This window comes from Streptomyces sp. NPDC104106 (assembly GCF_055584345.1).
Map to the genome: position 1 here is coordinate 1 of NZ_JBVJMF010000038.1, position 26,100 is coordinate 26,100.

Below are 26,100 nucleotides of genomic sequence, written 5' to 3' on the forward strand. Positions count from 1 at the left end.
GGGGGGGGGGGGGGGGGGGGGGGGGGGGGGGGGGGGGGGGGGGGGGGGGGGGCGGGGGGGGGGGGGGGGGGGGGGGGGGGGGGCGCGGGGCGCGCCCCCCGCCCCCCCCCCCCCCCCCCGGCGTTGTGCTCAGGGGGGCAGCGGGACGGGGCCGGCGTCAGGACAGCGTCCACTGCTGGGCGGCCGTGCCGGTGCCATTCTCCTGGTCGATGGCGGCCTGGGCGGTGGTGGAGCCGCCGGTCACGCCGATGGTGAGGCCGCTGTTGATGTTGGTGAGCTCGAAGGTGGTGCCGTTGAGGGGGCCGACGAGGTCGGCGGCCCACTGCTGGTTGGTGCCGCTGTTGCAGGTCCACTGCTGCAGCTGGAGGCCGGTGGCGGTGGACTGGTTCGGCACGTCCAGGCACAGGTTGCTGTTGACGCTGGTGAGCGTGTAGACGTTGTCCGCGAGCCGGGTCAGGGTCCACTTCTGGTTGGCGCCGCCGTTGGACGGGTACTGGATGACCTTGGCGCCGGTGGTGGTGGAGGCGCCGTTGACGTCCATCAGCATCGAGCTGTTGGCGTTGGTCAGGGTGTGGGTGCCGGCGGTGGGCAGGCCGGAGCCGGCCGTCCACGTGCCGGCGGTGGTGTCGAGCGACCAGGTCGGGTACTGGCCCAGGTTGAGCATGGTGCCGCGGACGGTGAAGGGCAGCCAGATCAGCTGGGAGTTGCCCAGGTCGCCGGAGTTCCAGCGGTCGCCGGCGTACAGGTACGTGGTGCCCCTGGTGCCCTGGACGGTGATGATGTTGGCGGTCTGGCTGTTGTAGGTGTTGGTGCCCGGGGCGGCGAAGTCGCGGAAGGATGACCAGGTGCCGCTCGGGGAGGTGGCGGTGGCGTAAACGTTGTCGTTGGTGTGCCAGCCGCTGAGGTGGGAGCCCAGCAGGTAGTACGTGCCGTTGATCTTCATCATGGCCGGGGCTTCGTAGTCCGGCAGGAGCGCGACGCTGCCGCCGTTCGAGCTACCCGCACTCACGACGCTGAGGTAGTCCGAGGAGAGCTTGTCGATTCGCAGCCCGTTGGAGCGGTCCTCGGAGAGCAGGTAGCCGGTGCCGTCGTCGTCCTGGAACAGCCCTATGTCCCGGCTCTCGAACCCGAGCGGCCGGAAGGTGTTGAGCATCGTGTAGGGCCCGCAGGGCGTGTCGCTCGTGGCTACGCCCACCTCGGCGGTGCTGTAGTCCGTGGGAGGGGCGTGGTCGACGTGCACGTACATCACGTACTTGTGGCTGGTCGCGTTGTAGATGACCTTCGGCCGCTCCACGATCTGGTTCGAGCCGAGCACGGAGCTGGCGCTCTGCTTGGTCAGCGCGTCGTTCTGGCGGGTCCAGTGCGACAGGTCGGTGGAGCTGTAGCAGGCGATGTCCTGGAAGTAGGCGGTGTTGGCGTTCTCGCCGGTCTTGTCCTCGCCGAAGCCGTACCAGGTGTCGCCGACCTTGATGATGCCCAGGCCGTGCAGCTGCAGCGTGGCGCCGTTCTGGTCCACCATGGTGGCGCCCAGGGTGAAGGTGTCGGTCGCGGCGTGGGCCGGGACGGTGGGGACGAGCAGGGCGGCCAGGCCCAGCACGGTCGCCAGGGCGACCGTGGCGGCTCTGCCGGTGCGCGCGCTCGCGCGCCGAAGGAGCGTTGCGATCACGATTTCTCCTCGGTGGGGTGGCGGCGGGCCCTGGGTGGTGCCCGCGGGTGAGGGGTGGTGCAGCCCTGGGTGATCCGGTGCCGGGCGTCCTGACGGGCCGCCGGGCCACTCGGGGAGTCCAGGGCGTGTGGGGGCGATCGTGCGCGGTCTAGGCCGGCAGGCCGACCGCGCGCTCCTTGTTGCGGCGCTGCTGGATGACGACGGCGGTCACCAGCAGCAGGCCTTGGGCGACGTTCTGCCAGAAGGCGTTGATGCCTTGGACGGTGAGGCCGTTCTGAAGTGCGCCGAGCAGGGCGACGGCGAGCAGGGTGCCGCCGATGGTGCCCTTGCCGCCCTTGAGGGCGCAGCCGCCCAGTGCTGCGGCGGTGATCGACTGCAGTTCCAGGCCTTCGCTGCCGGAGACCGGCTGGCCGGAGCCGGTGCGGGCGGTGAGCAGGACGCCGGCCAGTGCGGCGACGGTGCCGGAGAGGGCGTACGCGGCGATCAGGTACTTGTTGAGGTTGATGCCGGCCAGGCGGGCAGCGGTGTCGTTTCCTCCGATGGCGTAGATGTTGCGGCCGACGTCGGTGTAGGTGAGCAGGACGTGGACGGCCAGCGCGACGAGGACCAGGACCCAGACCATGGTCGGCAGGCCGGCGATCTTGCCGCGGCTGAGGAAGATGAAGACGGGGTCGTTGAGGACGTATCCCTGGGCGCTGCCGTTGGAGATGAGCTGGGCGATGCCCTTGAAGGCGGCCAGGCCCGCGAGGGTGGCGATGGTGGGGTTGACCCGGCCGTAGATGATGACAGCGCCGTTGAGCAGGCCGATCCCGGCGCCGATCAGCAGGGCGGCCCCGATGCCCAGCGGCGCGCTGGAAGCTGTTGAGGTGAAGACCATCGCGCTCACCACAGAGGCCAGGCCGGCCTGCGAGCCGACGGAGATGTCCAGGCCGCCGCAGATGATGACGACGGTCTGCACCACGGCGAGCAAGCCGGCGATGGTGGCGGCCTCGCCGATGACTTCGATGTTGTTCCAGCTCAGGAAGTTGCTGTTGAGTGAACCGAAGATGATCAGGACGAAGACGAGCGCGCCGATCAGGCTGAGGTTCTGCCCGCCGATCGAGATCAGCACGGCGCGCAGGCCATCGGACCGCTTCTGGGGGCTCTGCCCGACCTGCGGGGCCGAGGTTTTGGGGGTGGTTGCGGTGCTCATCGTGCGGCTCCGGTCGGGGCGTCGGTTGCGGTCTTGGGGGCGGGGCCGAGGTCGTCTGCCATCGCCAGGGCGAGGATGGCTTCTTCGCACGCCTGGTCGCGGTCGAGTTCGCCGGTGATGCGGCCGTTCTGCATGACCACGACGCGGTCGGCCAGGCCGAGGACCTCCGGCAGTTCGGAGGAGATGACCAGGACGGCGACGCCCTCGCGGGCGAGGTCGGCGATGATCTGATAGATCTCCGCCTTGGCGCCGATGTCCACGCCGCGGGTCGGCTCGTCCAGGATCAGCAGTTCGGGGCGGCGGGCCAGCCACCTGGCCAGCACGACCTTCTGCTGGTTCCCACCCGACAGGGTCCGCACCTGCGCCTCGATCGACGGAGCGCGCACCCGCAGGCGGTCGGCGAACTCCTGCGAAAGGGCCTTCTCCTGCGCCGACTTGACGAAGCGCCAACGACGCAGGCTCCGGTAGTTGACCAGCGCGGTGTTGTCCCGGATGCTCCGGTGCAGGAACAGCGCCTGCGCCTTGCGCTCCTCGGGGGCCAGGCCGATGCCGGCATTGACGGCGTCCCGGGGGCTGCGCAGGGCCAGGTCGCGGCCGTTGAGGCGGATGCGGCCGGAGCGGATCGGCGCGTCTCCCGCCAGGGCCAGGGCGAGCTCGGAGCGCCCGGCGCCGATGAGCCCCGCCAGGGCGACGACCTCGCCGGCGCGGACCTGGAGGTTGATGCCGCGCACGTGATCGCTGGTGAGGTCCTGGACATCGAGCACGACGCGTTCGCTCGCCACGTCCTGCCGCACGAACAAGGTGGACAAGTCGCGGCCCACCATCAGGCGCACGACCTCGCCCTCACTCGTGTCGGCCGCCTCCACGACGCCGGCCACCGTTCCGTCCCGCAGGACCGCGATCCGGTCGGCGAGCCGGAAGATCTCCTTCATCCGGTGGGAGACGTAGATGACGGCGATGCCCTCCTCGCGCAGCCGCCCGATCAGCGTGAACAGCGCTTCCGTCTCATGCTCGGACAGTGAGGACGTCGGCTCGTCGAAGGCGATCGCACGCGGCGCGGTCGCACCGGTCAAGGCGCGCAGGATCTCCACCAGCTGGCGCTGCGCTGCCGTGAGTTGGGAGCCGAGCAGGTCCGGGTCGAGCACCCGGGCGAAGCCGAGCCGCTCCAGGTCGGCGGTGATCCGGCGGCGCAGCTGCGCGCGGTCCAGGCGCCGCCCCGCACGGCGGGGCAGGGATCCGGCGTACACGTTCTCCGCGACGGAGACGTGGGGGATGATCTCCGGCTCCTGCGGGATGATCCGGATCCCCGCCCGGCGGGCGTCGATGGGCGAGGTGAGGTCGAGCGGCCGGCCGTCCATCAGCACCCGGCCCTCGGTGGGCTGGTGGTCGCCCGTCAGGATGCGCAGCAAGGTGGACTTGCCGGCGCCGTTCTCCCCCATGAGCGCGGTGACCTGGCCGGGCGGGAAGTTCAGCGTGACTGCGGACAGCGCCTGGACGGAGCCGAAGCGTTTGGCGACGTTCTCGGCGCTCAGGCCGTGAGGTTCGGCGGGCAGGGGCGGGGGTTCGATCATCGCGGTCTCACTGACGTGCGTGACGGGCAGGAGCGGGGCGGTGGCGGTCCGGCGCGGGAGCGGTGCGGCGGCCTGGGAAGGCGGCGGCACCGCTGCCGCACGCGGCGTTAGATGCACCTGACGCCGGCGGACTGCCAGGTGCTGGCGTCGACCATGGTGGTGGGGGCGAAGGCCTCCTGCGGGAAGGCCTTGCTGTTCTTGAGCTTGTCGTACATGGTCTGGACGGCCAGCGCGCCGACGTCCTTGCCGTTGATGAACAGCGCGGCCTTCATCCCCGACGGCTTGGCGCTGGCCCAGTCCTTGCACGCGATGTAGGCGCCCAGGCCGACACCGATCACGTTGTCGGCGCTGATGCCGGCGTTCTGCAGGGCGGTGACGCCACCCTGGACGTTCTCGTCGTTGCAACCCCAGATCACCCAGTGCTTGACGACCGGGTTGGCGGTCAGGGTCGCGGCGATCTTGTCCTGGGCACCGGTCGGGGTGTTGTCGGTGGCCACGTCGATGTTCTGTACGGTGGCGCCGGAGGAGGTGGCGAAGGCGTCCTTGGCGGCCTTGACCCGGTCGCCGCAGACCGTGACATCCTGCTTCCAGGCGGAGATGGTGCGGGTGTCGGCGGCGTTCCAGCCGGCCTTCTTGAACTCCTCGCCGGCCCGCTTGCCGACCTCGCCGCCCATCTGCGCACCGGAGAAGCCGATCCGCGGGACGAGGGCGGACCTGTCGCAGGAGGCCGGGGCTGGGCCGGTGGTGCAGATCTGGTCGTCGGACGTGAGCAGGGCCACGCCCGCGTCCTTGGCGGTCTGCACGACCTGTGGGCCCACCGCCGGGTCGGGGACCACGATGATCAGGCCGTTGCTCTTCTGCGCGATGGCGGACTGGACCTCGTTGACCGTCTTGTTGGCGTCGTTGCCGAGGTTGACCACCTTCAGGTCGATGCCGAGCTCGGCGGCCTTCGCCTTGGCGCCGGCCGCTTCGTCGATGAAGTACTGCTGGTCGCCCTGCTTCTGCAGGTAGGTGATGGAGACCTTGCCGCTGACCGGCGCGGCGCTGCCGGCGGAGCCGGACGACTCCTGGCCGGTCGAGCAGGCGGTCAGTGCGAGGACTGCGACGAGACCCAGCACGGCGGCGGACGCCGGACGGTTGTGGGACAGGTCCATGAGTGGCTCCAGGGGTGGGCGCCCGACGCAGACAGAAGTCAACAAGAACAATCAGGATGCGTCGGAATCGAACTCAATGAGGGAAGGAAACACCGCGTTCACACACCCGTCAAGGCTTCGCAGCCACGCTGTCGGTTTCGACATCTCCCCGTAACCAACATCCCAGCCAGCGCTGGAGAATGGGAGAAATGGCCCCGGGCCTGCAGCGATTCAGGGGCGACCACATTCGACGGCCGGGCCCCCGGGGGCGCGGGTCGGCATCTGCGGCCCGCATCGACTCGCCTGTTCGACTCTGTTGGTTTCTGCACGATGCCATCGGGCGTGCCCAGCGCCGACGAAGCCCACGCTTCGTTCGCGGCGCGGACGAGGCGGCCGAGAACGTGCAGAACAGCCGGCCGGCACGAGGGGCGGGGAGACCTCGCCGGCGGTCGCGCATCTACGCGTGGATCCCTTTCTAGTGGCCGCCGGCGATGGGAACGGCAGATCCAGACCGATCACGCAGGAATCACGCCACCAAGGCGGCCTACCATGCAGATCATGCGACATTCGCTCGACGAGACGGACCGCCGGATCGCAGATGTGCTCCTCGCCTCGCCCCGCGCCTCCTGGCGCGAGGTGGGCGCCTGCCTCGGACTGTCCGAGCGCACCGTCGTGCGCCGCGCCGCGCCGCTCTACGCGGACGGCACCTTGCGCGCCACCGCCGTGCGCAACCCCAACCGGTTCCCCGGCCTGATCCCCGTCCTGCTGCGCATCCGCTGCCGCCCCGGCAAGATCCGCCAGGTGGCCGGGGCTCTGGCCCGCCGCGGCGACACCGTCTGGGTCGACATCCTGGAAGGGGGCGACGAGATCTCCGCCATCTTCTTCCTCGAAGGCCCCGACGCCCGCAACAGCCTGCTCCTGCGCGACCTGCCGGCCACCGAAGCCGTGCGCTCCTGGACCGTCTACAGCCTGCTGCGCGTTTTCCCCACCGCCTTCCGCTGGACCGCCGGCCTGCTCTCCGCAGAGGAGGCGGCCAAGCTGGCCCCCGCGCCGCCGACCACACCGCCCGCCCCGCTGGACATCGACACCGCCTTGATCGCGGCCCTGGTCCGGGACGGCCGTGCCACCTACACCGACCTTGCCCGAAACGCCGGCACCACCGCGCTCACCGCCCGCCGCCGCCTCGACGCGCTCGTCCGGGGACTCGTCGTGCGCCCAGCCACAGAGGTGGACCTCGGCCTGCTCGGCGTCCACGCCGAGGCCCTGCTGTGGATCACGGTGCAGCCCACCGGACTCGAAGAGACCGCCGAGACCTTGTCAAGGCACCCCCACGTCCGGTTCACCGCCGCGACGACCGGCCCCGCCAACCTCCTGGTCGCCACCGCCGCGAAGAACCTCGACGCCCTCTATACCTTCCTGGTCACCACGATCGGCCCACTGCACCGCATCGCCTCCGTCGAGACGACCCCGCTCCTGGCAACGGCCAAGCGCACCGGCCTCGCCCGACGCTCCTTCCACGCACACAGTTGAGGGCGCTGCTCAGCGGCACCGTGAAGTCGGGGTTTCCCTCGGGTCAGGCAAGAGCTGGTCCCGTGCGCTGGTCCGGGGCAGCGCTCCCGGCACCCTGGTGCGGGCTGTGTTACCCCAGCACTGTGCTGTGCGAGGCATGGACAACGGGTGGTCGGGCCTCGGGGCGGGAGACCTTCGACGCACAGCGCCCGGAGCCGCCCGAACGGAGCAGTCGACCGGCGAGCCGGGCCAAGCGGTGCCAGCGTGTGCACCCGGGCCGACTGCGAGGGAGCGGATCAGATGGCCGACGACCTCGACCGCTTCGTCCTGCGCGACCGCGACGACTTCGTCCGCGGCCCCGACGGCTCCCTGGAGTTCTACATCCAGCATTGCGCCTGCCGAATACTTCATCCAGGCAGTTCAGGTGGCATGTCGGTACTCGTGGATGACTCCGCCGAGGCGGTCTGTCCTGCGTATGTGCAGGCGGGTGATCTGTCCGGGGTCGAGCGGTTCGGGGACGGCGCGCAGGGGGTGCCGCCTGGTTCATGGCCTGGTGCGGCCGGTGCTCATTGTGGTGCTGCTCGAACTCGCGGAGTGCACGCATGAGGTGGCGTGTGTTCCAGATGCGGGTGCGGTCGAGGAGTTCGTGGCGGCAGGTCTGGACCCAGCGTTCCACGATGGCGTTCATACGCGGCATCTGTACACCGGTGAGGATGCCCTGGATGCCGGCGTCGGCGAGCGGACGGTGGGCGGCCGCCCGGGCCGCTTCGGCCGGCAGGTACGGGCATGGCGCTGCTTCATGAGGTCGCGGTGCCAGCGCAGCACGGTGTCGGGATGGACCAGCAACCGGAAGCCGGCACAGCACTTGGCGGGGCAGCGGCACCAGCAGAGCGGCGAGGAGGGTCCGGTCTTCCGGAGCGAACTTCACCCGGGCTGCACCGAGCTGCCGCTCAAGGACGATGATCTGGTGGCGCAGGGCGAGGATCTCCGCATCCTTGTCGCGATCGCTCATCGGCAGCAGCCGCAGCGCGGCGAACGTGTTGATGCCGGTCAGGTAGGCAGGACGCAGCAACACGAGCGCTCATCCTGCCGTACCGCCGAACAAGCCGCTGAGCTGCACGGATGACATTCTCGGCAGGCGCAGAGTTCACCGGCCGCCCAGGCGGCGATCCGGTCCCGGGCCCCATCATGGTCGACGGCGGCACGGGAGAGCAGGTGCTGCAGCCGGTGCGGCCCGCGGTGGCCGAGGGCCTCAGCGAGCGTCCAGCAGTTCCGCGTGTCCAGCTCCATCAGCATCGCCTCGGCCATCTCCCGGACCACAGCGCGTGGTTCACGGCGCTTGAAGCAGTCCGCGATCTCCTCGGTCACCGCCCCCAACGCCGCCGTCCACTCCCGCTCGGCTATCGTGGCCTCCACGGCCGCCTGGTTCTGCAACGTCGTCACAAACGTTCATGATCACGGTGGTCGTACCTATGCCCGCAGGTACCCCGCCATCCCGCTGACCAGCCTCAAGACATAACGCAGCCACATCTACAGCTGCCGTGACAGAGTATGGGATGCCCGACACGATTACAGCTCGGTCATGGTGCCTTGCCTGCACTTTCTCGGCTCGCAGTGCACTCCGGCGCCGGAACCCTATGCACACCGCTCATTAATGGGCGGTGATCTCCACAACCGGAAGAAGGCCGACACATAGCGCTGGCGCGGAGGCGATGTGATCCTTGTCGGAGTCCAGTCAGCACGGGCTCGCCATGCGGGCAGCCTGACTGGGCTTCGTCATGGCACTGCTGTCATGGGAGGGGACGCAATGCGTATCAGGTTCGGGCGGGGCACCGGCAAGCTTGCGATCGTGGGGACGCTCACGGTCGCCGCGTTGAGCTTGGCCACGGGAGGCGCTTTCGCCGCCACGCCGCCGACGGGGGCCGAGGCCTGCCCGAGCGGGAACGTGTGCTTGTACTTCAACTCGCCGAACGGCTGGGGCGCGTGGGAAGACTGGTCGCCTGGCCAGAGCCTCAGTCTGTCGGACTTCAAGTTCGCTCACTGGGGGAACGGTTCTGGTTACGGGCAGACGGTGTACGACAACGCTGCCTCGATCGTCAACAACACCGGCCACACGGTGGTCGTTGAGTCGGACCTTGGCCACGACGACTACTACGTCGCGGGCTACGCCGGATCCCTGACCTCCTTCACCTACAACCACGACGCTCTCCTGTACTGCTGACGCCCAGCGAAGCATCGCGAGTGCCCCCTCTGCACCGACATGGTGGGGGCCCGTCCCTTCGCGGACCACGCTAGCGCAGCCCATGAGCGCCGGACCAGGCCCGGCTGCGCAGCCGTGGCTTCGACGATGCCCGCCTCAGCAGCAGCAACGCCCGCACCGCGCCGTCCTGCGAGCACCCGCCTGTCCACTGGCGTCGACCGCGGCAACGGTTACAGCACGTAGCACGGCAGCGGAGGTCGCACGCTGACGCAGCCCGCCCGCTGGCGTCCGCGCGTGGGGGACTGCTCCGCAGACACGACGCGCCGCCGCTACGACGCCGGAATTCCCTTGCGGAGCAAGGGAATTGATTTCCCGTCACTCCGTGACGAAAAAGAGAATTTCTCCGCAATTCTCCTGTGAAATCCGCTCCGCGCATTTCACAAAAGGCGCGGCTGTGCGGGTGGGGCGGACCCCGGTCGGGAATACTGAAACAGCATCAAATCCCAATACATAAACTCGGTGAAAAGCCATCGTCATACCGTCCGAATAGGCCCATGGTCCCCTTTACCGGTCTAGGGAAAGAGGACCTTTCCGGGGCGCGAGATCCTGCACAGCGCCGTGTGCAGTCTCCACGCCGTGGACCTTGACGCTCCGCGCCCACACGTCCGCGTGGGGACTGTGCTGGGCCGTGAGCCGCGCGGCTGTGACGGCGGCCAACGGTCCCGCGTGGGCCTCCCCTTGCGTACGGCCCAGAGTCGACGAGGGCGGTGTCCCGTACACGGGGCAGGAGCCAGGTGGCGGTGCGAGCGTGCAGGGTGCTGCGCACCTGGGAGTGCACGCCGGCGGCCGTACCGAGAGCGATGGCGGGCACGAGCGGGCGGAACGCCGCAAAGTGCTGGCGGAAGATCCGCTCGCCGTCCCCGTCTGGGGTGGTGAGGATGTTCTCGGCGGGCACGCGGACGTCGTTCAGGGCGAGGGTGCCCCATGCCCGACTGCCTAGTACCGATGGGGCCTCGGGGTGGCGGGTGACGCCTTCGGCGTCCGCCGGGACCACGGCCGCCTGAATGCGGCCGGTGGGGTCTTTGGCGAACACCACGAACGCGGACGCCTCTTGGAGTCGCGAGACCCAGCACTTCTCGCCGCTGAGCCGCCAGCCGTTACCGTCCGGGAAGAGCCGGGTGGTGATCTCGGTCAGGCGGCTGCCGCCGTGTCGCTCGGTCGCGGCGATGCCCACAAGGTCATGCCGCGCTTGCCACGTACTGCGTGGACATCAGCGAGCCGAAGACGCTGCGCGGCCTGATACCTGCCTGCCGCCTCTACACCGCCCGCTGGTCGCTGGCCGACCTCACGCCCGACCGCCGCCCGCCGACCACCGCACCGGATGGGCTCCGTCAAGTTCCGTGATTGCGTGAAGAGTTGGCGATCAGCCGGTAGGGGCGGATAGCAGGGCACGGGGGTTCGTGATCATTTTGGTGTCGACCTCGATTCTTCTAAGGGCTGACGGGGGCGTCGTGAGCGGCTGGTTGCCCGATATGTCCCGTGCCGTGTCGGGACTGGCCGTCGCGTGACGCTGCGGGGCGTCGGGTTCCACCGGCACGGGGGTGGTGCGACGCTCTCCTCTGCGGCGTCGTCGGGGCGGTGGTCAACCGTCAGGTGAGGGCCGGCAGCTGGGCGGCCCGCCGCCAGGCGATGGTGAATGTGATATGCATCACAAGATCATGACCGAGGCGGCTACTCGGCGTCACCACCGACTACGGGCCAGAGTCGAACACCATGCAGACCCACGGTGTAGGCCGTGGGCGCGATCGCCAAGACCGTCTTCCAGCGTGCCGTTGCAGTACTCGTCGAGGCACCGCCGCCTACACGGTCCATGTCGTCCACGATGTCCTCGGTGACCCGGTACATGATGTCCGGGACTTTGCCTTGAAGTGGTGGTAGAGGGCGGTAGGAGCCACTCGACGCGCCGGCTGATGGGGGGGGGGGGCGTTGTCGCAGCCCCGACCCGGCTGGGTGGTCACCGTGCCGTCATCGGCTCCGGTGCGCTGTGGGCGCGACGGTAGGCCAGTGGTGACAGGCCCAGGTACGTGTGGAAGTGCTTGCGCAGGGCGACGGGGTCGCCGAAGCCGCAGACGGTGGCGATCCGTGCGACGGTCAGGTCGGTGGACTCTAGCAGCAGGCGCGCGTGCGCCAGCCGCCGCTGCGCCAGCCATTTCAGCGGGCTGCTGCCCACCTCGCTGCGGAACCGCCGGGTGAAGGTGCGCACGCTCATGTGCGCGTGCCGGGCCATGTCCTCCAGTGTGACCGGCTCGGCCAGCCGGTCCAGCGCCCACTGCCGGGTCGCCGAAGTGGAACGGTCGGTGTCCTGCGGAACCGGGTGCTCGATGAACTGGGCCTGCCCGCCCTCGCGCCACGGCGCCACGACGCAGCGCCGCGCGGCGGCCGAGGCCACCGCCGCCCCGTGGTCCAGACGGACCAGGTGCAGGCACAGGTCGATGCCGGCCGCTCCGCCGGCGGACGTAAGGATGCGTCCGTTGTCGACGAACAGGACGTCCGGATCGACGTCGACGTCGGGGAACAGCCGCGCCAGCGCGTCACACAGTGCCCAGTGCGTGGTGGCCCGCTGACCGTCCAGCAGACCGGCCGCCGCGAGCAGGAAGGCCGAGGTGCACAGGCTGACGATGCGGGTTCGCGGCCCTATCCGGTCCAGCGCCGCAGCGAGTTCCTCGGGGAGCGCGCCGGTCGCGAGCAGCTGCTCGCTGGGCTCCTGTGTGGCCAGAACGACGGTGTCCGCGGTCTCCAGCGCAGACTCGTCGTGGTCGACGACGATCCGGTAGTCCTCGTGCGTGCGTACCGGCCGGGCGCCGAGGGAGCAGGTGCTGACGGAGTACAGACGGGTCCCGTCCGGTTCACAGGCCTCGTTGAACACCCGGGCCGGGATGCCCAGGTCCAGCGGCTGGACTCCGTCGAGGGCGAGAACGACAACACGATGCGTCATGGCTGGAATGGTACGACAGATGTCCTCCCGGCCACTCACCCGCCTCCGCGGGCACACGCCACTGTTTCTTGTGCCGGGACCGCGGTCCCGGCACAAGAAACAGTGAGACGGACATGAGCGAGGACAACATGAGTGAGCACACGATGCGGGCAGTCACCGTCACGGAGTTCGGCGGAGCGGAGGTGCTGACCGTCGAGGAGGTCGCGCGCCCCGAGCCGCTGCCGACCGAGGTGCTGGTAAGAGTGCACGCCGCCGGGATCAACCCGGTGGACTGGAAGACCCGCGAGGGCCAGGGCATGGCGGGGCTGCAGACGCTCCCGCTGATCCTGGGCTGGGACGTGTCCGGTGTCGTCGAGGAGGTCGGCTTCGGCGTCACCACCCTGAAGGTCGGCGACGAGGTCTATGGCATGCCGTGGTTCCCGCGTGCCGCCCGCGGCTACGCCGAGTACGTCACCGCCCCGGCCCGCCAGTGGGCCCGCAAGCCGGCCACCCTCGACCACGCGCACGCGGCCGCCGTGCCGCTGGCGGCGCTGACCGCCTGGCAGACCGTGGTCGACACCGCCCACGTCCAGGCCGGCCAGCGCGTCCTGATCACGGCCGCCGCCGGCGGGGTGGGCCACTTCGCGGTCCAGTTCGCCCGGCACCTGGGCGCCCACGTGATCGCCACCGCCAGCGCCGCACGCCACCCCTGGCTCAAGGAACTCGGCGCCGACGAGACCATCGACTACACCACCACCCGCTTCGAGGACGTCGTCAAGGACGTCGACGTCGTCATCGACCTGGTGGGCGACGCCCACGACCAGACCAGCACCCGCTCGCTGAAGGTCCTGCGCCCGGGCGGCCTACTGGTCGCCGTACCGTCCGGTGTCGCCCCGGAACTGGCCCAGGCCGCCGAGGCAGCCGGCGTGCGCGTCACTGCGTACCTGGTCGAGCCGGACGGTCCCGCGCTGACCACGATCGCCGGCCTGATCGACGCCGGTGAGGTCGCCGTCGAGGTGGAGGAAACCTTCCCGCTGGAACAGGTCGGCACGGCCCACGCCCACGTCCAGGCCGGCCGCACCCGCGGCAAGGTCGTCCTCACCGTGACCGACTGACCTTCCCTGCAAACAGTCAGGAGCAGCACCGTGTACTACGAGATCCGCCGCTACCAGGCGCAGCCCGGACGCCGCGAGGAGTGGGTGCGCTACATGGAGGACGTGGTCATCCCGTTCCAGGCCTCGCTGGGCATGGACGTGACCGCCTCCTTCGTCGACGCCGAGGACGAGGACGGCTACGTGTGGATCCGCCGGTTCGAGGACGAGGCCCAGAGCGAGGCCCTGTACACAGCCGTGTACGAGCACGACCGCTGGAAGAACGAGATCGGCCCGGCCGTCTACGGCCTGCTGATCCCCGAGAAGTCCGTCGTCACCCGCGTGGTCCCCACCCCGGCCTCACCCCTGCGGTGACCTGGCTTGCGGCCCCTCCACCCGACGCGCACAGCACAGCAATAAAGGAACATTCATGAGCACCGTCACAGTCCGGAAGTCGGCCCCCGCCTCGTCAATCACCCAGGCCGCCGCCGGCGCACTCATCGCGGCAGTACACACCGCCGCTGCCCGGATCGGCTTCACGGCGGCCGTCGCCGTCACCGACCAGGGCGGACATCTGAAGGCGTTCGATCGGGCCGACGACGCGCCCTTCCTCACCGCCGAGGTCGCCGTCGACAAGGCCTGGACCGCGGTCTCCTTCCGCATCCCCACCCATACGTGGAACGACTTGCTCGTCAACCCGCAAATCGCGCCGCTGGGCGGCCACCCTCGTGTGATGGCCGTCGGCGGCGGCTACCCGATCATCGACAACGGCCGGTACATCGGGGGGCTGGGGATCTCCGGCGGCGACTACGAGCAGGACCAGCAGGCCGCCGAGGAGGCCCTGGCCGCCCTCGGGTTCGACCCGCCCGGTCACTGACCGACCACCGGAGTGTCGGCCTGTGGCGCCTGGACGACGCAGACCTCGGCGAAGGTACCGAACTGCAGTGGCTGGCTCCAGAACTGGCCGACGACACGGTCGCCAACGCGGAATCGCGTCACGTCGTCACCGATCGCGGTCACGGTGCCGGCGCCGTCCAGGCCGGGCCGGGCTAGGACTCCGTCAAGTTCCGTGACTGCGTGGAGGGTTGGCGATCGGCCGGTAGGGGCGGACAGCAGAGCAGGCACGGGGTTCGTGATCATTGTGGTGTCGAAGCCGCCCGGCGTCGGAGCGGGATTCCTCGTGTGTAGCACGGTGGCCACGGGCGACCAAGCACGTGCTGCCCGCCCGGCAGTACACGCACCCGGCAGCGTGACCGTGCCACTCGCACCAGGTGGTCAGCCAGGTGAGTCGGGCCCAGTAGCAGGCCGAGCAGCCCTGCGGGGTCATGTCGAGAGCGTGAAGGTTCACCTATGCCGGCCGGTCGTGCAAGAAAGCCGGTCATCTGTTGTCGAAGGGGGCTTCGTTACGGCATTTCGTTGGTCGTGTTCGGAGAGGGATCGGACAACAGCGTAAGCCGCCCTCGCGCGTGGCATGCGGATCGGTACGGTCGCGGCTCATCTTCCGGCCGCTCAGAGAGATATCGGATGAGTCATGAGGACACGGCGTCCTGTGCGGGCCTGGGCTGTGCCGGGCTGGTCTTGCTCCACGTCTGGGTTCCGGTCGGATACCTGCTCGCCGCCCCGGTGACGGTTCCCGCCCTGATGGCCGTCCAGTCGCCCCCGGTCCGTACTCCCTTCGCCGCTCCCTGGATGCTGCTCTGCGTCTCCCTGGCCGTCGCGGCCCTGGTGATGTGGCGCGCCGGTCATCGCCGCCGGGTACGGGCGTGGGTGCTGCTCGCCCAGTCCGCGGGGCTGGTCGCGCTGTCCGTCGTGGTGGCGCTGTGGGTGAGGTCGCGGGTCGAACCGCCCGCGCTGCGCATGGCGAAGGGCGATGCCAAGGGCGTCTGGAGTGTGGTCGCGGAGGCGCAGACGCTTGCCGTCATGCTGGTGGCGGTGGTGTTCTTCCTCGTCGTCCGCAGGATCAGCCCCGCACCGCCGTCCCGTTGGTCCGCCGGCATGCAGCCGTTCGGGCAGCGCTCGCTGAGTCCCGGCGAGATCTGGTGGTGCAGGGCGACCCGGGCGGGCGGTGAGCGCACGTACCGGCCCACTCTGGTGATCGACCGGGACGAGGAACGAGCCCGCGTCCTGTGGCTCACCCGTCGGCCGAGCGAGACTCCCGGCGCCTCCGTGCCCGTGGGGGACGGCGCCTGGAACGCGCGGTCGCGGGGCGAGGCCAACTGGGTGCACGTGCATCACCCCGTGGACGTGCCGTTGACCGACTTCGGGCGGGAAATGGGCCTTTGCCCCTTCAGGACCTGGCGTAAGGTCCACAAGGCCGTCCGCGGGGCGTCCGGGGCGCGCTGGCGTCGGACCCCCGTGTCGTACCGGCACTCCACGCGCCGCTACCCCCGGCCCCTGCGGTGGCTGGGCCGTGACACGACCCGGCCGGGGATGGCCGACCCCGCGCACTGGGATGCGGAGGGCGCCGGCACGGCGCACGCCTCGTCGGCGTTCACCGCGCGACAGCCCTCCGATCCCAAGACCGACGCCCCCGTACGACGAGCCCGGCGGCGTTTCCCGAGCATCGGCCGTCCGGCCGGCCGCCGCTGAGGGCGTCGTAGCTCACCCGCGCCGCGCCGCCTCTCCTCTTCCGGCCGTCCGGCCGCCCGCCGCGGTGTCGCACCACCTGGCGGCGAGCGATCGAAACCGCGCGGGGTCGAGTCCCCGCAAGCCCCCCGGAACCGCCGTAACCGGCGGACCGGCCCGAACCCCGCGCCCCAGCCTCCCGAAGGTGCCGAACATGAACGCTGTCGTCGACGTCTCGAACGTCTGCTGGTCCCACGAGATCGGACCACGATCGAAGCGCCCCCTGCTGAGCCGGCTGGACCAGGTCACCGAGGCCTGGCGGGACCGCTGCGGGGCGGGCGCCGAACTCGTCCTGGTCGTCGACCGGGCCCTGCGGCACCAGATGTCCGGGGAACAGCGCGCCGATTTCGACCGGCGGTGTCGGCAGGGGCTCTTGAGGGAGGTGCCCTTCGCGGATCCGGTGCTGCTCTCCCTCGCCCAGGAGCGCGACCTCCAGATCGTCAGCCAGGACCGGTTCGTGGATCTGCGGCGGCAGTTCCGCTGGATCGAGGAGCAGCCCGAGCGCTTCCACGGCTGGCGCCGGGACGGGAACGGACTGCGCTTCGTCTCCAGCGGCATCGTGCCGGTGTCCGGGCAGGTCAAGTCGCGGGCCGAGGAGGACAAGGACCTCTTCGTCAAAGGGCTGAAGGACCACAGGGACGTCCTGCGCTCGGTGTGGCGCTGCGTCTCACGCTGTCTCATGGCCCAGGTCTGGCCCGAGGGCCTCCTGCTGTGGCCGGAGCTGGATCGGCGCACGGGCGTGCCCGTGTGCCCTGATCCCCGGTGCGGCCGTCCCCTGGTCAGGGTGGGCGACCGCAGGCCGTCGCGCGAACTGCTCGTCGAGCGCCTCGACCTGGACGAGGACAAGGCCGTACTCCTGCGCTTCCCGCTGGAGGCCGACGGCTGCCTGGAGATCGGCCGCGGCGCGCTCACCCACGGCATCAACCTCGACGGCATCGGCCGCGAGCACCGCGACGCGGTGGCCCGGGTCAGCCGCAGGCACCTGCTGATCGAGGCGGACGCCGCCCTGACCGTGTCGGTGAGGGACGTGGGGTCCTCGCACGGCACGGCGGTCCGGCGCTGGGAGGACCACGCCCTGGGTCGACCGCGCCCCCTGGAGCCGGGCGAGCCGGTGCGCCTGGGCGCATCGGATCAGGTGGTGCTCGCGGACTCCGTGGCCGTACGGCTGTCCGGGCGTCGGTACAGCCCGGACGTGGTCCCGCCCGCCCTCGGCGGCGGGGGTGGGGCGAGGACGGTGCTGGGGTAGCACCCAGGCCAGGCCGGAGCATAGTCCCCTCCAGTTGTAAATGCTGAAATATGGGAAATTCAGGTATTCCATCCACTTCCCGGACTAGGGTGCTGCGTGTGTTGGTGAGTCTGACGAGAGTGGGAGCGGCACGGCAGGCGCTGGCCAAGGGGCTCGCGGTGCAGGGTGCCGACCGGGACACGGTGATGACGGCCGTGGAGCGCCGCGGTCTTCCCGAACTGGGCGGAGGGCGGCTTCTGTTGCTGCCGCACCAGCGCCACCGGGCGGTGATGCGGCTGGTGACTCCGCCGGCCTGGTGGGGCACCCGGGCGGCACGAGCCGAAGGATTCGACGTCCTGGCCCAGGCGATCGCCGCCGTGGCGGACGCGGCGCGGCAGGTCGGCGGGGCCCTCACCGTTCCGGGCGTGTCGCTGGACGGGACCCCCGTGCCTCCGGACGGCGACCTCCACCGGCTGGAGACGACCGACCCGGTGGAACGGGAGTTGCTGTACCAGTTGCTGCGACGGCACTCACCCACGCTGATCGCGCTCGCCGGCCGGGGCTCCTTCTCCCCGGGCGGACGCCGGGACCGCATCGGGTCCCGGTGGCTGGCCGACTCCGGCGAGCACCTCACCGCCCGGGACATCGGTCCCGTGACGGAACGCCACCTGGAGCGGGTGTGCGCGGAGTTGCGCCGTCGCCACGGCATCAGCCACCTGGACCGCATGGACCTCGCGCCCGCCGAGGACGGCCGCACCGTGCTGGTCCGCTGCCTCGACGCGCAGGCCACCCTCGCCGAGGTCCGGGCGCACATGCTGCTCCTCGACGCGCTCGCCCTGCGCGCCCGCGGGCAGGCGAGGAAGGGCCAACGGCAACGACCCGTCCGGCAGGACCTGCTGGACGACAACCGGGCCCGCGCCGTCACCGAAGGCCTGCGAGCCGTGTTCATCGAGGACTGCCTCCAGAAGCCGGGGCGGGACCGAGACGACACGCGGAGGGGCGACACAGGGCGGGACGACGCGCGACGAGGCGGCCCACGACGAGGCGCCCCAGGGCGCGACGACCCGCGGCGAGGCGGGCCGACGGGGGAGCGCCGGGAGCGCCGCCGCCCCGCCCGGCAGGCCGCCCGCGCCCTCCTCGACGACCTGGTCCCCGAACTCGCCAAGCTGGACGCCACCGCCGAAGAGCTCCTGCCCCTGCTGAACCTGGTCGAGCTGCCGGGCCGGACCCGGCCTCCGTGCGGCCAGGACCTGCTCCGGCCCGACACGGCCCGCCGGCCGCCGGCCGACACGCTTCGCGCGGGGCTGACGGACACCCGGCCGGGCGGCCCGTTGCTGCCGACGGTCGTCGCCAGCCACCCGGGAAGCGCCGCCCTCATGCTTCAGGCCTGGCGCGCGGCCCTCGCCGCGGGCGAACCGCTGCGGGAGCGCCGCGGACGCGACGAGCCGGGGCGACCGGACCGTGCCGGACCGCGCCGCGAGGACCGGCCACCGTCGCACCGGCGCCGACGGCGCCCCGGCAAGGGGCCGGGCGCCGCTCCGGACGGCCGCCGCGACCAGGGTCAGGCACGGGGAGGGAACCAGCAGTGACCACAGCACCCGCCGAAGTCCCCGCAGGAGACGTGGAGGTCGTCCTCGACCTGCGGGAGGCAGACCTCGGCCTCACCACCGCGCAGGCCTACGGCGAGCTGTGGCAGCAGCTAGAACCGACCCTGCTGGGGCGCCCGCTGCGCACCGGCACGCCGTTCCGCTGGGAGTCGCAGACCGGAGACATCGTCCTGGAGGTCGTCCGCTGCGGCCCCGGCGTCACGGTCGTCCGCCAGGACACCTGCTTCGATGTCGTCGCCGTGCGGGAACGCCCGGACCTGACCCGCGCGGCCTGCGCGGCCTGCGCCGGCGGCGGGCGCATGGCCTACGGGCCCTTCACCTGTGAGCTCTGCGAGAAGGAGGGACGTCCCGCCAGGCTGTGCGACGACCATGTGGTGCTCCTCGACGGGGCGCTGACCGCGACGTGCGCCGCCCACCGCCCCTCCTGCAAGGAGTGCGGGCGGCCGGCGTCCTTCCGCTGCGCGGGCCCTCGGTGCGGCACCACTGAAGCCTGGTGCGATGCGCACCGCCATCCGCACCCCGCCGACCCGGACCTGGACTACTGTCCGGCCTGCCACCGACGCCAGTTCCCCGTCTGCGAGCAGGAGGGCTGCCGCGGCGCCGGCCGCGTCAGGTGCGACTGGGCGGACCCCGCGGGTACACCGTGCGGCCGACAAGTGTGCCCCCGGCACGTCCACCGCTGGCAGGTCTACGGCCACGAGAAGGTCGGCCTGGGCCTGTGCCGCGAGCACCACCGTGCCCCGCGCGCCACGGCCCCACCCGAACTGGTGCGGCAGATCGTGGCCACGGCCGCACGCCGTCGGGGAGGCCCCCGCGTGTCGCTGGCCCTGCTGGGCCACAACCTGCGCAACACAGGACACGGCCAACTCGCCGTGGACTACCGCGCGATCCACGCCCTGCTGCGGCGGCTCGCCGACGACTCGGGCCACGGCAACGAAGCTCGCCGCCTGGCGGAGCACGTACGCCGGGCGGAGCCGGACTGGCAACGGGAACTGACCCGGCTGGGCGACACCGCGACGGAGGGCCGTCGCCTGTTCGAGCGTCTGCGGACGCTGGTGCGCCAACAGGAAGCGGGCGGGGCGGAGACCGCGGACGCGCTGCGCTTCGTGGAGTACAAAGCGCCGCGCATGCGCGACGGCGTCGTGGAACGGCGGGGCCTGCTCTTCGTCGACCTGCCGCAGTCCCTGCGCGGACGGTTCATCGGCGCCAAGGGGGCGCATGCGGCCCGGTACCGCCAGGCACTGGGCGTGGACGTGAGGTTCGAGGGTGATCGGAGCCGACGATGAGGGGGACGACGACGGATCCCCGGCTGACCCGGGGTGTGGTCGTGCCGGCCGGCGGGGTGCTCGCCGGGGCCCGGGTCGGGGTGTGCGCGGCGGAGTGGGAGGCCGCCGCACGACCGCCCGGTGGGGAGCGGTACCGGGTGCTGAGCCTCGGTGCCGGGTACGACGCCACGGCCGTGGCCGTCGAGGTCGTACCGCTGGCCGAAGTGCCGGCCGGACTGCTGGCGGTGCCCGACGACCTGGCGAGGGCGACCGACTTCGACGCCGCGGCCGATCGCACCGCCTGGCGGCTCGACGCGGCCCCGGTGTTGGAGGCGCGCTCCGTGCAACTGGAGTCGCCCACCGAGCGCTCCCTCGACGAAGCTGGCCGGGAACTGGCCGGCACGGGACTGGCCGGACGGGCGTTGTGGGTGCCCGCCGACGATCAGGAGATGTGGCTGGAGGCCGGCTCGGTGCCCTACCGGGTACGGCAGTTCGACTCGGGCGGACGGCGCGAGGTGATCCTCGCCATCGGTGAGCGCACCGCCGTCGACCTCTTCGTGCCCGGCGCCCGCAACGGCGTCGACGTCGTGGTCCTGGCGGACTGCAGCGGCTCGATGAAATGCGAGGACATCGTTCCCTTCACGGAGTACGCGGCCGCGACCGCCGCCACCTCCCGCTGGCGCGGCCTGATCGGGTCGCGCACCCGGCCGTCCAGGGCCGGACTGAGCCGGATGCGCGCGCTGCAGGACGCACTGCGCCATCTGCTGGAGGTACGCCTTCAGGCCGGCGGGCGGGTCTCGCGGATCGCGCTGCTGGAGTTCACCCACCGCACCCGCCAGATCTTCCCGCCCGGCGGCGGCATGGCCCAGATCGACGCGGGCACCCCGGCGGAGTCCGACCTGTTCCGCAACGCCGTCGGCGTGCTCAAGGCCCAGAACGCGGGCACCGACATCGGCAACGCGCTGCACGAGGCCGCCAACCTCCTCTACCACCATCACAAGCCGGGCAACGAGAAGCTCATTGTGCTGGTCAGCGACGGCGCGCACTGGGCGCCGAAGGGCGAGCAGGGCTCCGGCGAGGTGCTGATGGCCACCGAGGAACCGGTCAGCCTCATGGAACACCTACACGCCGACACCGGCATCCGGCTGCACGCCATCGGCATCAGCACGCCGCAGCTCTACCAGGACTGGCTGACCCGCGCCCAGGTGCAGGACCACGTCTCCCTGCGGCCCGACCACGCGCTGCTCGCCGAACTCGTCCAGGTCGGCGGCGGCGATCCGGCCGCGATCGGCGGCTACGAGGTGCTGGACGAGTACTTCTCCGGCCTCGGCGCCGGCATGTCCCGGCGGGTCCAGGTCACCCGGGCCCGGACCGGCGGGCTCGCCGCCCCGACGGCGCAGGCGCTGGACACGTGGCGGGCCCGACTCGCCGGGGACGCCGGACGCCCCCCGGCACCAGACCCGGGCCCCGGCCGGGAGGCGGTGCGGGAGCGGCTGTCCGCGGCAGCCGGTCGCTGCGCGCAGGCGGCCCAGGCCGCACTGCGCACCCCGCTGCTGGATCTGATGCGGGTGCGGGACGCCATCGACCGAGGCCTGGAGGGCGAGCACGGCGTGCCCGACCCCCGCGCGTTCGTCCGCACCATCGGCCGGGCGCTGCCCCAGCCACAGTCCGACGCCGTCCCCCCTCCCGCCCAGGTGCGGCCGCACCTGCACGAGGCGGAGCGGTTCCTCGCCGGCCTCTCCCAGGAGTACGACGGTCTCACGGCCGCCGGGCCGGCACCGGACACGGCCTGGGTGGTGGCCCGCTGCGACCGACTCGCGCACCTGCTGGAGTCCCTCACCGCGGCACTGGAGACCGTTCCGGCGCCCGCCGTCGATCCCGCGCCGTACAACGCCGGACGGCCGGAGCGGTCGCTGCCCGCCGACGAGGACCCCTACGACGTCGAGGCGGCGCTCGGCACCGTCGGCGTGGCGACGGGCGGCGTCTCCGCCCCCGCGGCGCCGGCCGTGTTCCGCCTGCGGGAATGAGGTGTGCACATGGATCAGACGCCCCACGTCCCCGGCATGCGCGTGGGCAGCAGGGAGAACCCCGACCAATACACGCTGGAACGGTTCGTCGGCGCGAACGGACTGGAGGGCGAGTGCTGGCAAGCCCGGCGCGCCGACCGCACCGGCCGGGTGTCGTGGTGGATGGTGAAGATCCTCCCCGCGCAGCGCGACGACGCCGACCTGCGACGCTGGCAGGCCCGCTGGGAGGACTGCGTGCACGCCGCGAACCTCCTGGCGATCGAGGGCCTGATCGCGCCCCTGGTCCTGGTGGGGCCGGCCCCCCACGCGCCGGGCGCCGCCGCGGACGCCCTGTGCTCCTACCTGGTCAGCCGGTGGTTCGACGGCGCGGAGCTGGCCCGGTGGGCGGCGGAAGGCACCGATCCCCTGGCGGCCGCGGCCGTCCTGGAGCGGCTGTGCTCCATCGTGGACCGACTCCACGACAGCGGGTGGGTGCACGGGGATGTGTCGGCGCGCAACGTCATGGTGGGCCCGGACGGCTCGGTCCAGCTCATCGACCTCACCTTCATGCATCCGGCCGGGCAGCGGCGGGAGACGGTGGTCTACTCCCAAGGACACCGGGCACCGGAGCGCGAACAGGCCCCGGGCCGACTCACCGTCGAGGGCGAGCGCTACGCCGTCGGCGCGGTGGCCAGGACCGCACTCCTCGGCCGGCCTTCGACGCTGCCCGACGGGGGCGGCGGAGCCGACGCGCAGTTCCGGGAGGAACTGCTGGACGCGGGCTTCTCGGCGGAAGCCGCCGGCCACGCCGCCCGTCCGCTCTCCGACGACCCGGCGAACCGGCCACGGCTGCTGCCGTGGGCGAAGCGGCTGACCGAACTGTTGCGGGCGGGCGGGCGGCCCGCCCGGCATCGGTGCGTGGACGTCCTGACCGGGGGCGGCGGCCTGATCGTCGTCGCCGGCGGCGCGGCGGGCGTGGAATACCTGCGCGTGCCCGGACCCGACGGACCCGACCGGGCGGCGGCCGACACCGGCCTGCCGCCCGGGGACGGCGCGCCCAGGTCGGTGCGCGAGGTGGCGGCCCGTCGCACCGGCACCGGCCGACCCGTGATCGCCGCCCTCGACCTCGCAGGCACGCTGCACATCGGCACGTCCACCGGATGGAGCAAGGTACTGAGCGGCGCCGAGGGGGTCGCCGCGACCTGCTCCACGTCAGGTGACGTCGTCGTGTGGACCGCGTACGACGGGGCGCTGTTCGCGGTGCACTGCCCGGCGCAGGGCGGCGAACCGGAGCGCAACCGGGTGCCCGGCGCCCCGGCGCGGCGAGTGATGACGGCCGCGCGGGACATCGACGGCAGCACGGGGGTGCTCGCTGAGGACGACGGCGCCGTCGTGTGCCTGCGGCTGCGTTCGGGCCTGCACCCCGTACGGGAGGTCGTCCAGGTCGGCCGAATGGACCGGGGGGCGCTCGCACTGAACCGGTGGGGACACCTGGAGGCTGTCCTCGCCCGGCCGGACGCGCCCCCCGTCCGCGCCGAACAGGACGCGGGGATCTGGGAGTTCGAGAACCTCCCGCAAGAGGACGGCGTCCACGACGTGACGGCCGCGGGCCACCGCGGCGGGCCCACCGTCGCCCTCGCCGGCTCGGCGGGCGTGCGGGTGCTGACGCACGGCGCCGGAGCCTCGGAATGGCATCTGCTGAGGGAGTCCGCCTCGGCGACCCGGGTGCGTGTCGCCGAAGGGCCCGGGTGGCGGTTGTGCGTGGCCGCCGTAGTGGACGGTTCGGCACGACTGTGGTTCGAAAAGGTCACCCGCAACGGCTGGGACCGCCCCGCCGTCCTGGCCTGACCGGCGCGGACGGACCCGGACCTGCGTCGGCCGGTCGCCGACGCTCCCGTCCCGTGGCCAGGCGTGCGGCCGCCTGGCGTCCCCCGGCGGCACTGTGCGGTGAGCCCCGCGCGAGCGTGACGCGTTCGGCAGCGCGTAGCTGTCGGTCGCGGCTGGTCCTGCCCGACGAGCCGGTACAGATCGCCGAGTGCGTGGGCGAGGGGCCGCGTCGCGTAGGCGGCGCCGGCCGTTCCGGCGAACTGATCGCGATCGGGCAGCAGCAACAAGAAGCCCTACGCCGACGAGGACTTCCCGCCCCTGATTAGCTCCAAAGGGGCGCGGGTGAAGCTGTGGGACAGCGAGCAGACCGCTGCTCACCTGTGCGCCTGCCGAATACTTCATCCAGGCAGTTCATCCAGGCAGTTCAGGCGGCATGTCGGTACTCGTGGATGACTCCGCCGAGGCGGTCTGTCCTGCGTATGTGCAGGCGGGTGATCTGTCCGGGGTCGAGCGGTTCGGGGACGGCGCGCAGGGGGTGCCGCCTGGTTCATGGCCTGGTGCGGCCGGTGCTCATTGTGGTGCTGCTCGCCTCGTCGCAGCAGATCTGCGGGTCCGCGGGGCCGGGGCTGGCCTTCCAGCGGGACTGCCAGCTGTTGCCCGGGAACTCCTGGAGCCACTCCAGCAGGCGGCGGGCTCCGCGGAGCCGTGCGGCGAGGGCGGTCTGGGACTCGGGCCGCAGCGGCGGCCGGGCCAGCCGGTCCAGGACCTCCTCCGGCCCAGCGGTGGTGGCCGGCCACGCATCGGGGACCGGACACGGTGGGAACTTTTCGCGCAGCGCATCCGCCGCGCTGCCTGTGAGAGGGCTGGTGGGCGGCGCCGGTGTCGCGGCGCAGCAGCACACCGGGGGCGGGACAGCAGCCTGCGGGCTACCTTGCACAGCATCGAGAGGATCACGGCGCCCATGGTCCCAGCCGGGGCCGCTCCACCGTCCTGACCTGCTGCGATGACGTGACGAGCCCCACAGCATGTATCGCTGTCACCAGGACCGAGTGGACTCCGAGGGAGCGGGCCGTGGCCGCCCGGTCCGGGTCCTGCGGCACCCCGCTGCCGGAGGAGGCGTTGTCAGCCAGTAAGAGACCGGCCCGCAGCGTCGGCCCCGGTCCGGTCGAGGCGCGCCCGGTCCGCCTCGGTCCGCGGGGCGGGGGACCCGGATGCCGCGGTGGGCCGGCCGTGGCCGAAGGCGGCCTCGACGAAGCACTGGTCGTGGGCCGACTGCGCGCCCTGGCGCAGGGCGCGCTCCAACGAGGGGCGGGACGGGGGGGTGCTTCGGGACCAGCGGTCCCGGAGCAAGGACACCGCGAAACCGGCGAGGAAGGCGTCGCCACAGCCCATGGTGTCGGCCATGGACCGCGCGTCCGCCGCGTGCGCTGGTGCCGTCACCAGTATGCGGCCGTCGTACGCGGTGGCTCCCGCCAGGCCGCGGGTGGCCAGGGCCATGCCCGCTCCCCGTGCCAGCACCGACTCCAGCAACCGATGGGTGGCCGTCTCGTCCAGGTCAGAGCAGGACAGCAGGGCCAGGTCGAGGTGGGGGCAGACGCGGTCGAGGTAGGCGGGGGAGCGGAACTCGTCGTCGTCGGAGAGGTCGAAGCTGACCAGTGCTCCGGCAGCGGCGAGCTTGGGCAGCTCGCTCTCGGTGTGCGAGTAGACGCTGGAGTGCACCAGCGAGAACGACGCCGCGTACGCCAGCAGGGCGTCGTCCAGGACGAGTGGTTCACGTACGGTGACGCCGCCGCCGTTGTAGCCGAGGAACACCCGGTCGCCGCCTTGGACATGGAGGGTGGAGACGCCGGATTCGCCGTGGCGTACCACGCTGCGCTCCACCGCGACGCCTTCGGCCGCGACCGCCGTACGGAGGAAGGTGCCAAGGTCGTCGTCTCCGAATACCCCCAGGTAGGCGGTGTCGAGACCGAGACGGCGGGCGTAGACGGCGACGTTGACGCAGTTGCCGCCCGGGTAGTCGATGCCGCGGTCCACGAAACGGTCCACGACGTTGTCGCCGAAAGCGAGGATGTTCATCAAGTCTCCAGAAGCGCGTGGGCCCCCCGGGGGGGCGGGCCCCCCCGGGGGGGGGGGGGGGGCCCCCCGCCCCCCCCCCGGGGGGGGGGGGGGGGGGGGGGGGGGGGGGGGGGGGGGGGGGGGGGGGGGGGGG

General features: G+C 71.7%; 22 protein-coding genes and 1 pseudogene. 12 read left to right on the top strand and 11 right to left on the bottom strand.

Features of this window, described 5'->3' with window-relative positions; all coding sequences use genetic code 11:
- Positions 1 to 157 precede the first annotated feature (157 nt).
- The 4 genes from ACZ60X_RS43220 to ACZ60X_RS43235 form a co-directional block, all read right to left on the bottom strand.
- Complete coding sequence (locus tag ACZ60X_RS43220; RefSeq protein WP_469611209.1) at positions 158 to 1,666, bottom strand: RICIN domain-containing protein; 1,509 nt, start codon at positions 1,664 to 1,666, stop codon at positions 158 to 160.
- Between the two features lie 148 nt (positions 1,667 to 1,814).
- Positions 1,815 to 2,858 (bottom strand): ABC transporter permease, encoded by a 1,044-nt coding sequence (locus ACZ60X_RS43225; RefSeq protein ID WP_469611212.1) that lies wholly within the window; start codon positions 2,856 to 2,858, stop codon positions 1,815 to 1,817.
- Entirely contained in the window at positions 2,855 to 4,429 is a 1,575-nt protein-coding gene (locus ACZ60X_RS43230) for a sugar ABC transporter ATP-binding protein (RefSeq protein WP_469611214.1), read from the bottom strand. Before ACZ60X_RS43230 ends, ACZ60X_RS43225 begins: the two co-directional genes overlap by 4 nt.
- A 107-nt stretch (positions 4,430 to 4,536) precedes the next feature.
- On the bottom strand, positions 4,537 to 5,583 hold the full coding sequence (locus ACZ60X_RS43235; RefSeq protein WP_469611216.1) for a substrate-binding domain-containing protein: 1,047 nt from the start codon (positions 5,581 to 5,583) through the stop codon (positions 4,537 to 4,539).
- A 528-nt stretch (positions 5,584 to 6,111) separates the two neighbouring features.
- On the opposite strand from ACZ60X_RS43235, the gene ACZ60X_RS43240 reads away from it, so the two are divergent.
- Complete coding sequence (locus tag ACZ60X_RS43240) at positions 6,112 to 7,092, top strand: Lrp/AsnC family transcriptional regulator (RefSeq protein ID WP_469611218.1); 981 nt, start codon at positions 6,112 to 6,114, stop codon at positions 7,090 to 7,092.
- 399 nt (positions 7,093 to 7,491) lie between these two features.
- Here ACZ60X_RS43240 and ACZ60X_RS43245 read toward each other — a convergent pair.
- Both ACZ60X_RS43245 and ACZ60X_RS43250 read right to left on the bottom strand, forming a co-directional pair.
- A pseudogene (locus tag ACZ60X_RS43245) lies at positions 7,492 to 8,146 on the bottom strand (integrase core domain-containing protein).
- A complete protein-coding gene (locus ACZ60X_RS43250) occupies positions 8,122 to 8,514 on the bottom strand; it encodes a hypothetical protein (protein ID WP_469611220.1) in 393 nt (130 codons plus the stop codon). Before ACZ60X_RS43250 ends, ACZ60X_RS43245 begins: the two are co-directional and overlap by 25 nt.
- Positions 8,515 to 8,878: 364 nt before the next feature.
- Here ACZ60X_RS43250 and ACZ60X_RS43255 point away from each other — a divergent pair, with 364 nt between their 5' ends.
- On the top strand, positions 8,879 to 9,292 hold the full coding sequence (locus ACZ60X_RS43255) for a peptidase inhibitor family I36 protein (RefSeq protein WP_469611222.1): 414 nt from the start codon (positions 8,879 to 8,881) through the stop codon (positions 9,290 to 9,292).
- 475 nt (positions 9,293 to 9,767) lie between these two features.
- On the opposite strand, the gene ACZ60X_RS43260 is transcribed toward ACZ60X_RS43255, so the two are convergent.
- Entirely contained in the window at positions 9,768 to 10,505 is a 738-nt protein-coding gene (locus tag ACZ60X_RS43260; RefSeq protein WP_469611224.1) for an acyl-CoA dehydrogenase family protein, read from the bottom strand.
- A gap of 29 nt (positions 10,506 to 10,534) precedes the next feature.
- Between ACZ60X_RS43260 and ACZ60X_RS43265 the strand changes: the two genes are divergently transcribed.
- Entirely contained in the window at positions 10,535 to 10,675 is a 141-nt protein-coding gene (locus ACZ60X_RS43265) for a hypothetical protein (RefSeq protein WP_469611226.1), read from the top strand.
- 610 nt (positions 10,676 to 11,285) lie between these two features.
- Here the strand turns inward: ACZ60X_RS43265 and ACZ60X_RS43270 are convergent.
- Positions 11,286 to 12,266: a GlxA family transcriptional regulator gene (locus ACZ60X_RS43270; RefSeq protein WP_469611228.1), complete on the bottom strand. Its 981-nt coding sequence runs from the start codon at positions 12,264 to 12,266 to the stop codon at positions 11,286 to 11,288.
- Positions 12,267 to 12,394: 128 nt separating this feature from the next.
- On the opposite strand from ACZ60X_RS43270, the gene ACZ60X_RS43275 reads away from it, so the two are divergent.
- From ACZ60X_RS43275 to ACZ60X_RS43285, 3 genes are read left to right on the top strand one after another with little or no spacing between them, the layout of a single operon-like run.
- Positions 12,395 to 13,360, top strand: a complete 966-nt coding sequence (locus ACZ60X_RS43275) for an NADP-dependent oxidoreductase (protein ID WP_469611253.1) — start codon at positions 12,395 to 12,397, stop codon at positions 13,358 to 13,360.
- A 30-nt stretch (positions 13,361 to 13,390) separates the two neighbouring features.
- The gene (locus ACZ60X_RS43280; RefSeq protein WP_469611230.1) at positions 13,391 to 13,711 is read left to right on the top strand and encodes an NIPSNAP family protein; all 321 of its coding nucleotides are present in this window, start codon (positions 13,391 to 13,393) and stop codon (positions 13,709 to 13,711) included.
- 55 nt (positions 13,712 to 13,766) lie between these two features.
- Entirely contained in the window at positions 13,767 to 14,213 is a 447-nt protein-coding gene (locus ACZ60X_RS43285; RefSeq protein ID WP_469611232.1) for a GlcG/HbpS family heme-binding protein, read from the top strand.
- On the opposite strand, the gene ACZ60X_RS43290 is transcribed toward ACZ60X_RS43285, so the two are convergent.
- On the bottom strand, positions 14,207 to 14,476 hold the full coding sequence (locus tag ACZ60X_RS43290) for an alcohol dehydrogenase catalytic domain-containing protein (protein WP_469611234.1): 270 nt from the start codon (positions 14,474 to 14,476) through the stop codon (positions 14,207 to 14,209). The genes ACZ60X_RS43285 and ACZ60X_RS43290 overlap by 7 nt on opposite strands.
- Positions 14,477 to 14,860: 384 nt before the next feature.
- Here ACZ60X_RS43290 and ACZ60X_RS43295 point away from each other — a divergent pair, with 384 nt between their 5' ends.
- The 6 genes from ACZ60X_RS43295 (at position 14,861) to ACZ60X_RS43320 (ending at position 23,912) form a co-directional block, all read left to right on the top strand.
- On the top strand, positions 14,861 to 15,925 hold the full coding sequence (locus ACZ60X_RS43295; RefSeq protein WP_469611236.1) for a type II toxin-antitoxin system PemK/MazF family toxin: 1,065 nt from the start codon (positions 14,861 to 14,863) through the stop codon (positions 15,923 to 15,925).
- Between the two features lie 190 nt (positions 15,926 to 16,115).
- Positions 16,116 to 17,207 carry an FHA domain-containing protein gene (locus ACZ60X_RS43300; protein WP_469611239.1) on the top strand — a complete coding sequence of 364 codons (1,092 nt, stop codon included), beginning with the start codon at positions 16,116 to 16,118 and terminating at the stop codon, positions 17,205 to 17,207.
- A 104-nt stretch (positions 17,208 to 17,311) separates the two neighbouring features.
- Positions 17,312 to 18,775 carry a hypothetical protein gene (locus tag ACZ60X_RS43305; RefSeq protein WP_469611241.1) on the top strand — a complete coding sequence of 488 codons (1,464 nt, stop codon included), beginning with the start codon at positions 17,312 to 17,314 and terminating at the stop codon, positions 18,773 to 18,775.
- On the top strand, positions 18,772 to 20,079 hold the full coding sequence (locus ACZ60X_RS43310) for a hypothetical protein (protein WP_469611243.1): 1,308 nt from the start codon (positions 18,772 to 18,774) through the stop codon (positions 20,077 to 20,079). Before ACZ60X_RS43305 ends, ACZ60X_RS43310 begins: the two co-directional genes overlap by 4 nt.
- Positions 20,076 to 22,085, top strand: coding sequence for a vWA domain-containing protein (locus ACZ60X_RS43315; protein WP_469611245.1), 2,010 nt, complete (start codon positions 20,076 to 20,078; stop codon positions 22,083 to 22,085). The genes ACZ60X_RS43310 and ACZ60X_RS43315 overlap by 4 nt, the downstream gene beginning before the upstream one ends.
- 9 nt (positions 22,086 to 22,094) lie before the next feature.
- A complete protein-coding gene (locus ACZ60X_RS43320) occupies positions 22,095 to 23,912 on the top strand; it encodes a serine/threonine-protein kinase (RefSeq protein ID WP_469611247.1) in 1,818 nt (605 codons plus the stop codon).
- A gap of 526 nt (positions 23,913 to 24,438) precedes the next feature.
- On the opposite strand, the gene ACZ60X_RS43325 is transcribed toward ACZ60X_RS43320, so the two are convergent.
- Positions 24,439 to 24,828 (bottom strand): hypothetical protein, encoded by a 390-nt coding sequence (locus ACZ60X_RS43325; protein WP_469611249.1) that lies wholly within the window; start codon positions 24,826 to 24,828, stop codon positions 24,439 to 24,441.
- 185 nt (positions 24,829 to 25,013) lie between these two features.
- Entirely contained in the window at positions 25,014 to 25,967 is a 954-nt protein-coding gene (locus tag ACZ60X_RS43330) for a PfkB family carbohydrate kinase (RefSeq protein ID WP_469611251.1), read from the bottom strand.
- Between the last annotated feature and the right edge of the window lie 133 nt (positions 25,968 to 26,100).